The 13,591-nt window shown below is 42.9% G+C and carries 12 protein-coding genes and 3 tRNA genes; 12 read left to right on the top strand and 3 right to left on the bottom strand.

All coding sequences use genetic code 11. From position 1 onward, the window contains the following. Positions 1–41: 41 nt before the first annotated feature. The 11 genes from EJL91_RS03925 (at position 42) to EJL91_RS03875 (ending at position 8,862) form a co-directional block, all read left to right on the top strand. Entirely contained in the window at positions 42–545 is a 504-nt protein-coding gene (locus EJL91_RS03925; RefSeq protein ID WP_341466944.1) for a GntR family transcriptional regulator, read from the top strand. Beyond that, complete coding sequence (locus tag EJL91_RS03920; RefSeq protein WP_125140639.1) at positions 538–1,437, top strand: ABC transporter ATP-binding protein; 900 nt, start codon at positions 538–540, stop codon at positions 1,435–1,437. The genes EJL91_RS03925 and EJL91_RS03920 overlap by 8 nt, the downstream gene beginning before the upstream one ends. Next, a complete protein-coding gene (locus tag EJL91_RS03915) occupies positions 1,412–3,778 on the top strand; it encodes a DUF6449 domain-containing protein (RefSeq protein ID WP_125140638.1) in 2,367 nt (788 codons plus the stop codon). The genes EJL91_RS03920 and EJL91_RS03915 overlap by 26 nt, the downstream gene beginning before the upstream one ends. Positions 3,779–3,876: 98 nt before the next feature. Continuing rightward, on the top strand, positions 3,877–4,344 hold the full coding sequence (locus EJL91_RS03910) for a zinc ribbon domain-containing protein (protein WP_125140637.1): 468 nt from the start codon (positions 3,877–3,879) through the stop codon (positions 4,342–4,344). An 8-nt stretch (positions 4,345–4,352) separates the two neighbouring features. After that, positions 4,353–4,859 carry a COG2426 family protein gene (locus tag EJL91_RS03905; protein ID WP_125140636.1) on the top strand — a complete coding sequence of 169 codons (507 nt, stop codon included), beginning with the start codon at positions 4,353–4,355 and terminating at the stop codon, positions 4,857–4,859. Between the two features lie 580 nt (positions 4,860–5,439). Further along, positions 5,440–7,725 carry a heavy metal translocating P-type ATPase gene (locus tag EJL91_RS03900; protein WP_125140635.1) on the top strand — a complete coding sequence of 762 codons (2,286 nt, stop codon included), beginning with the start codon at positions 5,440–5,442 and terminating at the stop codon, positions 7,723–7,725. Between the two features lie 69 nt (positions 7,726–7,794). Beyond that, positions 7,795–8,097: a metal-sensing transcriptional repressor gene (locus EJL91_RS03895; protein ID WP_125140634.1), complete on the top strand. Its 303-nt coding sequence runs from the start codon at positions 7,795–7,797 to the stop codon at positions 8,095–8,097. A 98-nt stretch (positions 8,098–8,195) separates the two neighbouring features. After that, positions 8,196–8,390 carry a heavy-metal-associated domain-containing protein gene (locus EJL91_RS03890; RefSeq protein ID WP_125140633.1) on the top strand — a complete coding sequence of 65 codons (195 nt, stop codon included), beginning with the start codon at positions 8,196–8,198 and terminating at the stop codon, positions 8,388–8,390. 195 nt (positions 8,391–8,585) lie between these two features. Next, positions 8,586–8,659, top strand: a tRNA-Pro gene (locus EJL91_RS03885). Positions 8,660–8,674: 15 nt separating this feature from the next. Beyond that, a tRNA-Glu gene (locus tag EJL91_RS03880) sits at positions 8,675–8,746 on the top strand. A 43-nt stretch (positions 8,747–8,789) separates the two neighbouring features. Further along, a tRNA-Thr gene (locus tag EJL91_RS03875) sits at positions 8,790–8,862 on the top strand. A 1,657-nt stretch (positions 8,863–10,519) separates the two neighbouring features. Here the strand turns inward: EJL91_RS03875 and EJL91_RS03870 are convergent. Then, positions 10,520–11,068, bottom strand: coding sequence for a hypothetical protein (locus EJL91_RS03870; protein WP_243125219.1), 549 nt, complete (start codon positions 11,066–11,068; stop codon positions 10,520–10,522). 52 nt (positions 11,069–11,120) lie between these two features. Beyond that, complete coding sequence (locus tag EJL91_RS03865; RefSeq protein ID WP_125140632.1) at positions 11,121–12,068, bottom strand: peptidoglycan recognition protein family protein; 948 nt, start codon at positions 12,066–12,068, stop codon at positions 11,121–11,123. Positions 12,069–12,421: 353 nt separating this feature from the next. On the opposite strand from EJL91_RS03865, the gene EJL91_RS03860 reads away from it, so the two are divergent. Beyond that, on the top strand, positions 12,422–12,838 hold the full coding sequence (locus EJL91_RS03860) for an MBL fold metallo-hydrolase (RefSeq protein WP_125140631.1): 417 nt from the start codon (positions 12,422–12,424) through the stop codon (positions 12,836–12,838). Positions 12,839–13,420: 582 nt separating this feature from the next. Here EJL91_RS03860 and EJL91_RS24490 read toward each other — a convergent pair. After that, a complete protein-coding gene (locus EJL91_RS24490; protein ID WP_164516739.1) occupies positions 13,421–13,585 on the bottom strand; it encodes a hypothetical protein in 165 nt (54 codons plus the stop codon). Positions 13,586–13,591: the final 6 nt, after the last annotated feature.

Raw genomic sequence — 13,591 nt, 5'->3', positions numbered from 1 at the left:
TTAATACACTTAATTCAAATGACACAGGAAAGGAGGAGCGTATGATTCTGATTGACTATAAAGATCGGCGTCCCATCTATGAGCAGGTTGTCGAGAAAATGTCTGAGCTGATGGTGCGCGGGATTCTGGAGCAGAACAGCCAGCTTCCGTCCGTGCGCAGCCTTGCGACGGAGCTGTCTATCAATCCGAATACAATCCAGAGAGCTTATGCGGAACTCGAGCGCCAGGGATACATTTATTCGGTAAAAGGCAGAGGCAGCTTTGTGGCTGAAAACCATCAAATCCGTGAACAAAAGAAGAGAGAAATTTTTATAAGACTCGGGAAACTGGTGGAGGAAGCAAAAGGGGCAGAGATCACGATGCTGCAGTTTCAGGAGCAGGTGATTCAGCTTTATGGCAATAATGACCGGAAACCGCGCGTGTACGCGGCGGCATCGGCCGCAGAGAAATCGGCGGAAAAGGCAGGAGCGGACGGCCTTACGCCGGACGTGAAAGAGGCTGTAATGGCCCTAAGGGAGGAAAAAGGAGGAGAAACGGATGATTGAAGCAATCAACCTGACAAAACGATTTGACGATATCACAGCCGTTGATCATATTAATGCAGAAATCAGGGATGGAAGTGTGTTCGGGCTTATCGGTACCAACGGAGCCGGAAAAAGTACATTCCTCAGAATGGCTGCCGGAATTCTGAAACCGGATGCGGGCAGAGTTACGATCGACGGAGAAGATATTTTTGAGAATGACAGAGTAAAGTCAAGATTTTTCTATATTTCAGATGAACAGTATTTTTTAAACAACGCAACGCCTGAAGAAATGATGAAATTTTACAGAAACGTATACAGGAATTTCGATGAGAAGCGGTTTTACGGTCTCCTGCAAAACTTCGATTTGAGCGCGAAACGAAAGGTCAACACCTTTTCCAAGGGCATGAAAAAACAGCTTTCCGTACTTTTGGGAATCTGCGCCAACACCGATTACATCTTTTGCGACGAGACCTTCGACGGGCTGGATCCGGTGATGCGCCAGACGGTAAAGAGCCTCTTTGCCAACGATATGGAGGAGCGGAACCTGACTCCAATCATTGCCTCCCATAACCTTAGAGAGCTGGAGGATATCTGTGATCATGTGGGTCTACTTCATAAAGGCGGAATTCTGCTGTCCAAGGATTTGGATGATATGAAGCTGAATATCCACAAGGTTCAGTGTGTACTGCTGCCGGGTACGGAACCGGAGGAGTTAAATGGAGTTGATATCATCAGGACAGAGCGCAGAGGAAGTCTCCTGACTCTGACGGTTAGAGGGAAGAAGGAAGAGATTGAGGCGGTAATGCAGACATTCCATCCTGTATTTTTCGAAATGATTCCTCTCTCCCTGGAAGAAATATTTATCAGTGAAACGGAGGTGGCTGGTTATGACATCAAAAAACTTATTTTTTAATCTGATGAAAGAAAATACGAAACAGCGCCTTTGGACGGTTGCTCTGATATCGCTTATCCTCTTTTTCGCCTTTCCGGTACAGACAGCTCTGCTGATCAGCAGCTATCTCTCACAGGAGCGCATAGATATGGTGTGGGATAGGGAAGCACAGGGTGTGGATATAATCAAACAGCAGCTCCAGGAGAGATTCCTCGAATGGACGTCCGCCAATAATGGGATGATGGTGTTCCTGATTCTTGTGTTTGCCGTTGTCTGCGGCATATCGGGATTTTCCTACCTGCACTCCAGAAAGAAAACAGATTTCTTTCACAGCGTGCCGGTAAAACGTGAGAAACTGTTCGGCATTGTATATTTAAACGGTTTTCTTTATACCGCAGTACCGTATTTTATTTTCCTGCTCATATCAAGCATTATGATTCAGGTAAAAGCGGGGCAGGTATTCCCGTGGTTCGATGTGATAAAGGCTTATTGCATCCACATGTCATTTTACCTTTTAATCTATTCGGTGGTGGTTGCCGCGGTTATGATGACCGGCAATACGATTGTAAGTATCCTGGGAACCGCAGTATTCTTCATCTGGGGACCGGGAAGCACCCTGCTGCTTACAGGCTATTACAGCAGTTATTACATAACGTTCTACGAGAATACGGATACATTTGTAAAATTAGCGCAGCGCTCTTCACCGGCGGCCTGGTACATCAGCGCGGCCTCAATACCGGAAAAGACGGCAGGGATGGCTTTAGGGGCCTTAGCAGCGGCTGCCCTGATTACCGCACTCTGTGTTTTCCTTTATAAAAAGAGGCCTTCCGAGGCGGCGGGGCGCGCCATGGCATTCAAGAAGAGCCAGCCGGTTATCAAACTCCTCCTTGTAGTTCCGATAGGACTGCTTGGAAGCCTGCTTTTCAAGGAGATGATGGGGAGCGACGGATGGAGCGTCTTCGGTCTGATCTGCGGCCTTGTTATCAGCTACTGCACGATTGAAATCATTTATAATTTTGATTTTAGAAGGCTCTTTGCCCACAAAAGACAGTTTGCACTTTGTGCGGTCTGCGCCGCAGCGATTCTCGCATTCTTCCGGTTTGATTTGTCCGGCTACGATTCCTATGTCCCATCGGAGGCGAAGGTGGAGTCGGCCGGTATTTACTGCCGGAGAATGGATGCGGACTTCCTCTCTGATTACATGGTGGAGCCGGAGATGGCCGGAAATGAAGGGGGAAGATATCAGTATGTGAAATGGAACCACGTATCCCCGTCGGAACTGCTTAATAAGATGAGGCTGACCGATGTGGCGGCCGCAGCCGAGATAGGGCACCGCGGTGTAAACGACGCAGCGGAGGCTAAGCGGAAGAACCGCGGAAACAGGTCACAGAGCCGCTATTCATACTGGCCGTCGGAAGACGGTGATAGGATCGACGAGGTAATTGTCGCTTATCATCTGAAAAGCGGAAAGACAGTTCTGCGCAGCTATTATATGAGTTTGTCCGCAGTCAGAGATACTTTGGACAGAGTCTATGACAGCAATGAATATAAAGAGACGGTTTATCCGGTTCTTGCTTATGAGGCATCCGATATAGCGGGAATTAACTATCAGGAGTATAGCGATTTCAGCCATGTGAACCTGAAAAATGAGGAAATGAAGGCCCAGCTTCTGGAAACATACCAGAAAGAACTGAAGGGACTGACGTCCGAAACAAGAAGAAAAGAAAGCCCGATCGCGGCAATCCAGTTTAAGACCGTTAAAATGCAGGATATCATCAATACGCTGAAGGCCAAGGGGAATGACTACAGTGAATTCAACAGGAAATTTTATTACCCGATTTACCCGTCCTTTACAGAGACAATCAGCCTGCTGAAGAAATGCGGGGTTGATGCCGGCGAATTCCTTACGGTTGATAATGTGGATAAAATTGTGATGGAGAGCTATATTACAGAGGAGGATCTTGCCAGGGCGGAGGCGGAAGTCTCAGAGGATGTCGTTTATGTGAAAGAACGCGGAAGCAGAGTGGCCACAGTGACCGATAAAGAAAAAATCCGTGAGATTCTTAACAGCTCCGTACCGGGTGAACTTAACTGCACAAACTATTTAAATGAGCTTTACTCGGGCGTAAGACTTACCGCTTATGTGTCGGTGAAACAGGGGCAGACGGAGGATGAATTCGACGCCTCTACTGAGCCGGAAGAAGTCTATACGGTGGACCGGTATAATGACGATTCCCAGGATGAACCGGAATACCGGAAATACAGTCTTAATTTTGACTACGATAAAGTCCCTTCATTCGTAAAAGAAACGTTTAAATTATCAGAAGAAAACATGAAAAACGACGTTACCAGGGGGTATTAAGGACGCAAGCCCCGGGGCGGTCTTTACTTTTGATTGACTTTCTCTCCTTTACAGGATAAAATAAGTGAGGAAAAATATCCTGTAGAGGAGGAAAATGAATGGCGTTTTTAGATGAACTTGGTAAGGTAATCAGTGATAAAAGCAAGGAAGCGGCCAATAAGGTGAAGGATATCACCGGCGTGATTCAGCTTAAATCAAAATTGTCATCGGAAAAGGAAAAAGTAAATAAAGCATATATCAGCCTTGGCAAGGCATACTATGACAGACATGAAGCTTCACTGGAAGACGAGTATGCCGATGAATTCAAGACTATCCAGGCGGGAATTATTAAAATAGCAGTTCTGGAAGATGAGATAGCGGAACTGGAGGGAACCAGGGTCTGTGCGGAATGCGGGGCCAAGGTTGAGAAAGATGCCCTGTACTGCAGCAAGTGCGGCGCTCCGATGGAGGATAAAACAGCCGGTGCAGAGGAAGAGGACAGCAAAGGGCCGGAGGTAGAGTTTACGGTTCATGGAGAGGCTGATGAGTCCATCTTCGCAGAGGAAGACAGCGAAAACGAGGAATAGGAGACAGAATGGACGCATTAGTACAATGGTTTACCGCGAATCTTTCGGAGTTTATTTCCAAAGAAGCAGTTATATTTATCATCTCCATGGTTCCAATCCTGGAACTGAGGGGAGGCCTTTTAGCAGCGTCACCGGCGCTTTTGAATGTGCCGCTTTTACGGGCAATACCGATTTGTATCATCGGCAATATTCTGCCGATTCCTTTTATACTGCTGCTGATCAGAAAGATTCTGGAGTGGATGAAGCTGGTGAAGATGTTCCGCCCCATTGCATTATGGCTTGAAAATAAAGCAATGAGCAAAAAAGATCAGATAGAGAAATTTGGTTTCTGGGGTCTGGTGCTCTTTGTCGGGATACCCCTCCCTGGTACAGGAGCCTGGACGGGATCTCTGATAGCGGCGCTTCTAAGAGTGCGTTTTAAGACGGCATTTGCCGCAATTTTAATCGGAATTGTCATAGCGACAGTGATTATGTCTATCCTATCTTATGGCGTTTTAGGAGTTCTTTTCGGATAATGGATTAGTGGATTTTAATGACTGCGGTATAGGCAGAACTGTGACGGGTTCTTCCTGCCGCAGTTTTTTTATGCTGTTCGGGTTATCTTCGAGCAGCATAAAAGAATAAAATAGAATTTTTTGTATGACAAGACTGTGTCAAGCCTGTCTTTAGGAGCACGCTTTTAGGAACAGGCGGGTATATTTTTGATATAGTATGGAGAAGCTGACTAATAATAGAATTAAAGATAAATACAGGTAAACGAAGCAATAGAAAATAAATTCAGGCAGAGTCAGGTGAAAGGTTATTCGGGCCGGATGCCGCCTTTTATAAGCGGTAACACAATTCACCATGGCGGTTTAGCAGGGAGAGAATATGGAGGTGGTATAAAACACGGTATCACGCAGTATCTTCTGCCTATCAATTATAAGCCTATTAAAATACCGCGTACAATATATAAAAGTCACTTTACATCAAAACAGACAATCCATCGCTTGCTTCACTTGAACAAAAAAATAATTCACTTGACATAAATGTAAATGTGTTTTAATATAAATATACATATACGGGGTATATGTACATGGAGAAAGGATGAAAAATATGAAAACTGAAATATACAACATAGACGGAATGACCTGTGCGGCATGCAGCAGCGCGGTAGAACGGGTTACACGGCGTCTGGAAGGGGTGCAGGAGAGCAACGTCAACCTGACAACATCCAAGATGACAATTACCTATGACGAGGCTTTGGTAAACCCGGAAGTGATTACTGAAAAGGTAGATAAGGCCGGATTTAAGGCAATGCTGGTGCCGGCGGAAGCGGATCGCATGGCCGAGGAGGAAGAGACATTTATCAGGCAGGAGGAAGCGCTTAAGGCCAGCAGGAAAAGACTGATTGTAGCGATCATTTTTGCACTCCCGCTTCTCTATATTTCAATGGGACACATGGTGCCGTTCCCGCTTCCGGTGCCCGACATCATTGATATGCACACCCATCCCCTCAATTTTGCTCTGGCTCAGATGATTTTGACCGTCCCGGTTCTGGTTTGCGGAAAAAAGTTTTATCTGGTAGGACTGCGGGCGCTGTTTAAAGGCAATCCAAACATGGATTCTCTGGTGGCTATCGGAACGGGAAGTGCGTTTCTCTATAGCCTTGTTATGACATTCCTGGCATTTAATGATCCGATGGCAGTCCATTCCCTCTATTATGAATCGGCTGCAGTCGTTGTGACACTCGTTATGCTGGGCAAGTATATGGAAGGAAGAAGTAAGGGAAAGACGTCCGAAGCCATCAGAAAACTGATGGAGCTTGCGCCGGATACGGCAATAGTCTACGAGAACGGTGAGGAGCGTGAGGTGGAGACTTCGTCCGTTAAGACGGGAGAGCACATTCTGATTAAGCCCGGCAGCCGGATCCCTCTGGACTGTATCATTGTAAAAGGAAACAGCAGTGTGGATGAGTCTATGCTGACCGGTGAGAGTATCCCGGTGGAAAAGAGTGAAGGCGATAACCTGATTGGCGGAAGCATGAACTATAACGGAGCGATGGAAGCACAGGTAACCCATGTGGGCGGCGATACCACTCTGGCAAGGATTGTCAAGATGATGGAGGATGCCCAGGGAAGAAAGGCACCCATTTCGAAACTGGCAGACCGAGTGGCGGGTGTGTTTGTCCCGGCAGTTATAGGAATTGCCATTGTAGCAGCCCTCTTATGGCTGTTTGTGGGAGGAATGGACGCCTCCTTTGTATTAACTATTTTTGTGGCGGTGCTCGTCATTGCCTGCCCCTGTGCGCTGGGACTTGCAACTCCAACGGCGATCATGGTGGGAACCGGTGTGGGCGCCAGCCATGGAATTCTGATTAAGAGCGGAGAAGCGCTTGAGATTGGCCATAAAGTGGACACAGTAGTCCTGGATAAGACCGGCACAATTACGGAAGGCAAACCCAAAGTGACCGATATTATCCCGGAAAATGGCTGGAATGCGGAAGAACTTCTGCGTGTTGCGGCAAGCTGCGAGCAGATGTCGGAACACCCTCTGGGGGAAGCGATTGTGGCGGATGCGAAAGAAAAAGGTATCACCCTTGCCAGGCCGGAAGAGTTTGACAGTATTACAGGCTCCGGAATCAAGGCGATGCTTAAAGGCCGTGAAATCAGAATCGGTAATGTCAGGATGCTGGAGGCGCTTGCGGCGTCCGGTGAAACGGGAAACGCTGTTTCATCCGGTATTTCCGGACAAATGGAAAAGGCCGGTTTTTATGCAGAACAGGGGAAAACCCCGATGTTCGTCCTGGCAGACGGAAAGATGGCCGGTATTATCTGTGTGGCGGATACAATCAAAGAGAGCAGCATTCATGCTATTGACAGGCTGAAAAGCCTTGGCCTGGAAGTTTATATGCTTACGGGAGATAATAAAAAGACCGCTGAGTATATCGCACATGAGGCCCATATAGACAACGTCATCGCGGAAGTGCTGCCCGGCGATAAAGCCGGTACCGTTGCAGACTTGCAAAGTCGGGGAAAAACCGTTATGATGGTAGGAGACGGCGTCAATGATGCCCCTGCGCTGGTACAGGCAGACGTTGGAACGGCGATTGGTTCAGGAAGTGATATCGCATTGGAATCTGGAGATATTGTGCTGATGAAATCTGATTTAATGGATGTTTACAGAGCGGTTAAACTGAGCCGGGCTACGATACGCAACATCAAGCAGAATCTTTTCTGGGCATTCTTTTACAACACACTAGGAATCCCGGTGGCCGCAGGACTGCTTTACCTGTTCGGAGGGCCGCTATTAAGCCCGATGCTGGGCGGTTTCGCAATGTCTTTAAGTTCTGTGTGCGTTGTAGGCAATGCGCTCCGTCTGAAAGGCCTGAAGCTTAATTAAAATATAACAAATCTGCAAAATTAAAAGGGTATTCAAAAATAGAGACCGACTATAAAAGGGGGATTCGGAATGAGCTGCTGCGATAACGAGGAGAGACATAAACACAGGAATCTGACGGAAGAAAAGGACTTATTGAAACGGCTGAACAGAATAGAGGGACAGGTGCGCGGAATTAAAGCCATGGTGGAGGACGAACGTTACTGTGTTGACATCCTGAACCAGGTATCGGCTATCCAGGCGGCGCTAAACAGCTTTTCCAGGGTCCTGCTTTCCAATCATATTAAAACGTGCGTTTTAGACGAGATCGAAGCCGGAAACGGCGAGGAGACAGTGGAAGAGCTTTGTAAAACGATTCAGAAGCTGATGAAGTGATGAGCGTTGGGACGGTAAGAGCGGAAACAATTAATGTTGAAAGAGTAAGCGCTGATACGGTTGTTAAAGTATGATGGAATTTTATAAGGAGAAAGAATATGAAGAAATTTAAATGTGAAGAAATTATGTGTGAAGGCTGCGTATCCAGAATTGATAAGGCGCTGACGGCTGCTGAAATTGAGCATCAGGTAGATTTAAATTCCAAAACTGTGACAATTGAAGGATGCGGTCACTGTGAAAAGAAGGCAATAGAGATCCTGGATGATTTAGGATATTCTGCGGTTGAGGTGTAAGAGGGAAATAGCTCAAATGTTTTAACCTACGTTTAATAGTTTTCCGGAATTTCTGCAAAAGTTGGAAAAACCTTGCAGTTTCAAGGCTTTTCAGGAGTTCCGGAGAATTGTACTAATTGAGTGAAAAAATTTATAATATTTTTCTTCAGAAATGGTTGACATTTCCTGATATTTATATTATACTACCAAAGGTATCGAGGCGTGGCTCAGTTTGGTAGAGCGCTGCGTTCGGGACGCAGAGGTCGCGTGTTCGAATCACGTCGCCTCGATTACACCTGAAATATGGCCTGTTGGTCAAGCGGTCAAGACGACGCCCTCTCACGGCGTAAACCCGGGTTCGATTCCCGGACAGGTCATTTTAGAAATTGCTTTGGAGCTAATCCAGGGCATTTTTTAAACGCTTCCGTGGCTCAGTCGGTAGAGCGACGCATTCGTAATGCGTAGGTCGCCGGTTCGAATCCGGCCGGGAGCTGTATGGAAAGAAGTCGAAATTCCTTGTAGTATCAAGGGGATTCGACTTCTTTTTTTTGTTTGCTTGATGTGGGGAGAAAACCGCCCAACGACTAAGTCGGTGGTCATGACATTTCCGATGATTTTACCGCTAAGTGCGTTGACATGTACAGTATAAGCTATTCCATTATTTGAAGTAATATTGATTGACCAATAAATTGTTCCATTTGAATAGGTGTGCATTTCAGAAATTATATGAACGATATTTTTTTCATCTAACTCTGAACGCAAAGAATCAAATGCAATTTTTATTGCCTTATCTTTCTTTAATAAAGAATCTTGATTTATATTACGTATTTTATGTGGTTTTCCTATCGTGAACCTTGCAGTAACAAGACCTCTCTCCTTATTCATGCCAATTCCACATGAAGTACCAGTTTCTAGATTATTTATTTTTTCTATAATATCCACCCAATACTGTGAAGTATCTGATTGCCTAATCGAAAACGTTAAGTCACCTTCAATTAAATCGCCAATACATTTAGTAAGGTAATAGTATGCAATTTCCTCAGCGTCCTTTTCGCTTTCGGGCGTTTTAGTAACTGGAAGCTTTGATACAGGAGTAGGAAGTATATTGATTGAGATAATATGTGTATTGTGACTGTCAACTTCATATTTATAATTTCCATCTGTATACACATACCGCTTAGACGATTTGTTGTGCTCTGTATACGATAAAGAAATATCATGTGTAAATAGTGTTTTTATTTTATCTTTTCCAATTGCTATTTTAATTTTTTCATTGACAAATCCTATACACAAAATAAAGACAACAACATATAATATTAATTTTCTTTTTTTAATGACAACCCCTTCTTTACAAATGAATTACAATAATATTATATCATTTTGATTGTTGCTCAACTGAACCGTTTTCTTCAATTTCAGTTTATGCTTCTAAGCGCCCGAAAAATTTTGTCAGTGCCTCATACATGTTGTATTTCTTTGCTGTAAATTCAGAAAACTCTGATAAATACTTAGAATGTATTCCATCTGAATCTAATTGACTTATCATATAACCAGATATAAATAAATATAACTTCTCTAATAATTTTTGCCTGATGTATTTATCCGAATTTTCTTTTATCTTTAAAATTGCATCTTCAATAATCTTTTTTTGTTTCTCTATTTGCTTACTCTATTATACTACTTTGGTAGATATGCGGATAGAGGTATTTTTATAAGTTCTCTTTCTTGTCCTACTCCATAAAAATTATTTCCTCAGTTTTTCCTGGTAGACCATAAGGATAAATATTGCAATGTACAATTCCGTTATGATCCACGTTATTCTGAAAATAATTTCTTAGGACCTTATCAACCACCGAAACAAAATAGTCCCTTACCATCTGGAGCAATTTCTAATAGTAATCCCAAAAATGATGTAAATTATTTTTGGGAAGAAGAGCTACTTATAATAACCTCAACTTATGTGGCTCAAAGTATTTGTTGCAAAGGAAATCTGAGCAGTGTGCCCGGCATGTACAGGTGTTGTTGCACTAAAAAAGACAGAATAGATATTGTGAAGGATAGCGCCGAAGTAATGAGTCTCATAGAACGTTTTCATTTTTCATCTATTTTTCATATCGGTAAAATTAAAAGCTACAATAACTTCGAGTGAATCATTCTTCAGATGTGAAACCCCTCATATATATTTCAACGACACTATGAATCAGTCCATCCCCATTTAAAGGTTCCGTTTCATACTCGCGAAAAGCAGTCCAGAACTGCTCATATTCGCATTTGGATAAAACCATTTCACCTGTTTCTTCAGCTCGCTCTTTATATTTGTAGTATAAGTTGTACAATTGCTGTTTAAGAGTTTCGCGCCTCGCGTTATTTCGCCGTTCCTCCATACTATCCATCTTTTGCTCGATTTCCTGGAGCATCTGACTCAGAACATTAAACTTGTCCCTGGTTACTTTGTTATCAACCTTGTTTGCTTCCTTAATCTCTTTAATATCAGTCATGATCGAATTGAGCTTTTCCTCGTGTTTGTGTAACATTGAGCTTTCTGCTTTGCGCTTGCGGGACCATTTTGTTTCGATTCCAAGAGTGTCACAGAAACTATTAAAAATGTTCCACATTTGTGAAACCGCCAACATAAAAACAATAATAGTGATAAGGGCAGTGCCTATTCCTAAATTTATTAACTGCTCTATGTAATTCATTTCAAAAATACCATTCCTTTCATTAATCAGTATTTAGAGTGTTGCGCAGTGGTCAATCGAATTTGACTTCTCCGTTATTCCCAATCGAATATTTTCCAGTTACATTTTCTATCATATAGCCTTCTACGTCGAATTTGTAAATTTTACCGTTTATTACCTCTATATCTTGTTTCGTACAGGTGTAGTTTCTGTGTATAAACCACCACTTGTAGGGCGATGAAATACTGATTTCATATACCCATCCTCTTTCAAGATACTTAGCACAAATCCAGCCCTTTTTGCTGGGGAGATAATACCATGCGATTCCATCAACAAAAGTTTTTTTATCAGGAAAAACCACTTCTCCGTTGCGCAGTTCTCCCGTTTTTGCACCTGTCACAGGAAAGCCCCGTACATTTAAGACATCATCCGGCTCTACACTCACTACAAGCCCATTTACATCGGTTTTAATATCATATGTGAGGATTTCCTTGCCTGTAATGTCCAAAGGCTGATTCAAGGCCGATTTAAATGTAGCCCATGTATGCTTTGTGTGGTTATATACGAGGGGATTAGGGCATATTTTGTGAGTTACATCGTAATGACGAATAACATGATCAATATCTACATTATATTTTTTCATCAATTCTTTTGTAAGTTGGATTGCCGAAGAAAAGGTTGCATCTTCAAAGTACCAGTCCTTACTGGTGTCTGCTTTGCTTCCTTTATTTCTGACACATAATTCAATACCGATACTATTGCTGTTCCGACATTCAGGATGATAATAGTTTCCTTTCGTTCCACAGTGCCATGCAATGTTTTTGTCTTCCACAGACTGCCAGACACTTCCATTGAAATCTACGTAGTAGTGGGCGCTAGCACCGATGTGCTGGCTGGCATAATATTTACAATTAGCTTCAGCTCCACCAGCAGCACCGACGTAATGTATGACAATGTATTTAATACGATTAATATTTCCGGTTGTATAATTATAAGGGGTTAGTATTTTATTGATCTTCATTATTGTCAACCCCTTCCGTACCATCAAATCCCATGAAGTCGGGATCTGGATCTTCAATAACAGTGTTATGAATATTGATATCATTATTCATAATTGTTCCTTTCTACCCACCCGCTAATAAGATTGTATTACTATGAAAAGCGCAATATTATAGATATAACAACTTTAGGAGGGGACTTTATGAAAAAAAGAGTAATATATTGCTATAGATTTTTCCCATTATGTTTCTTTTGACAAGATTTTACGGCATATCCGAATCAATAATTGCAGGATTTCTACTGGCTTTATTTGGTTTGTCGTTATGCCCTGCCTTATGGAAAGTTTTTCAAAGTAAACGTGAAACTAAACGTTGGATGAAGTTCGTTGTTCCAATTGCTTTGTTTTTCTTTGCCGGAGTTTCTATGCCGCCAAGTATATCTCAAAATCAGCCATTGAACACGACAGCCGTTGCAGAGGCCCAAACTGTTGCAGAAGAGAAAAAACTGGATTCGAATTTAAGAGATACAATAATCATGCCGGAATATGTAAAAGACACAGCTACTTACCATGACATCGTTGATGCAATGAAAAACAAGGGCTATAGAAGTACTGTACCAGTAGTAGGAGAGAAGTATCGATTAGGAGACGCAGAATTAACAATTATCTCGCTTAATGGTACATATAGTGATCCGAACAACAACTCAGTTGGAATCATCCTGCGGCACGGGAAAAGAAAGCTCCTTTTTACTGGAGACGCTGAGGAGGAAGCAGAGGCAGCCATTATCAACTGAATAGATACAAGCTGCGCCGTTTATCAGGTTGGACACCATGGCAGTAATACATCATCATCCATTGCATTATTGGATACCGCAAAACCGACGTATGCAGTAATAAGTTGCGGCGAAGGTAATAAATATGGACATCCCCGCGCTGAAACACTTAACAATTTTCGTTCCAGAGGAATAAAGGTCTACCGAACTGATGAACAGGGAACAATCATTGCTAAATCAGATGGCAATACTATAGTATTTGATGAATCACCCAGTGAGTCCTAGAAATCTGAAGAACCAAGCATTTCCAGTAATACAAGTGTTGAAAGCAACCCTGTTGCTACAGAAACGATAAAGGCAACAGTCACACCGACAGAAACACCAACTCAGGAAGCACAAAAGGTAAGCACTACCTATGTTTTAAATACCTCCAGTAAAAAGTTCCACCGTTTATCATGTGGTTCACTGCCGACTAAAAATCGGGAAGACACTGATATGAACCGAGATGAAATTATCTCAAAAGGTTATGTTCCGTGTAAAAAATGTAATCCGTAATATAATACATAACGCCACCAATATTATCGTCGGTGGCGTTATTTTAATCTAAATATTTAGCATGGATTCTAACTCATCATATTCTATCTTGCTAATGCGTTTGTTCTGCAAAAATACACTGAGTTTGGTTTTCATATCCAATATAAAATCTTCCGTTTTTGTATTTCTCTTTTCTGCAGCCTCTATTAATTTTTTGCAATTTTTATAAGTCATATTTAT

The sequence above is a fragment of the Clostridium transplantifaecale genome (genome assembly GCF_900626075.1).
Classification (GTDB): domain Bacteria; phylum Bacillota; class Clostridia; order Lachnospirales; family Lachnospiraceae; genus Otoolea; species Otoolea transplantifaecalis.
This window is presented reverse-complemented; position numbering and strand designations above follow the sequence as displayed.

What these genes read in the sequence shown, in the direction of transcription:
- EJL91_RS03865 (WP_125140632.1), bottom strand. Translation starts at nt 12,068, where the DNA reads ATGAAGATCAATAAAATACTAACCCCTTATAATTATACAACCGGAAAT.
- EJL91_RS03910 (WP_125140637.1), top strand. Translation starts at nt 3,877, where the DNA reads ATGGCGTTTTTAGATGAACTTGGTAAGGTAATCAGTGATAAAAGCAAG.
- EJL91_RS03905 (WP_125140636.1), top strand. Translation starts at nt 4,353, where the DNA reads ATGGACGCATTAGTACAATGGTTTACCGCGAATCTTTCGGAGTTTATT.
- EJL91_RS24490 (WP_164516739.1), bottom strand. Translation starts at nt 13,585, where the DNA reads ATGACTTATAAAAATTGCAAAAAATTAATAGAGGCTGCAGAAAAGAGA.
- EJL91_RS03900 (WP_125140635.1), top strand. Translation starts at nt 5,440, where the DNA reads ATGAAAACTGAAATATACAACATAGACGGAATGACCTGTGCGGCATGC.
- EJL91_RS03915 (WP_125140638.1), top strand. Translation starts at nt 1,412, where the DNA reads ATGACATCAAAAAACTTATTTTTTAATCTGATGAAAGAAAATACGAAA.
- EJL91_RS03920 (WP_125140639.1), top strand. Translation starts at nt 538, where the DNA reads ATGATTGAAGCAATCAACCTGACAAAACGATTTGACGATATCACAGCC.
- EJL91_RS03925 (WP_341466944.1), top strand. Translation starts at nt 42, where the DNA reads ATGATTCTGATTGACTATAAAGATCGGCGTCCCATCTATGAGCAGGTT.
- EJL91_RS03895 (WP_125140634.1), top strand. Translation starts at nt 7,795, where the DNA reads ATGAGCTGCTGCGATAACGAGGAGAGACATAAACACAGGAATCTGACG.
- EJL91_RS03860 (WP_125140631.1), top strand. Translation starts at nt 12,422, where the DNA reads ATGAAGTTCGTTGTTCCAATTGCTTTGTTTTTCTTTGCCGGAGTTTCT.
- EJL91_RS03870 (WP_243125219.1), bottom strand. Translation starts at nt 11,068, where the DNA reads ATGAATTACATAGAGCAGTTAATAAATTTAGGAATAGGCACTGCCCTT.
- EJL91_RS03890 (WP_125140633.1), top strand. Translation starts at nt 8,196, where the DNA reads ATGAAGAAATTTAAATGTGAAGAAATTATGTGTGAAGGCTGCGTATCC.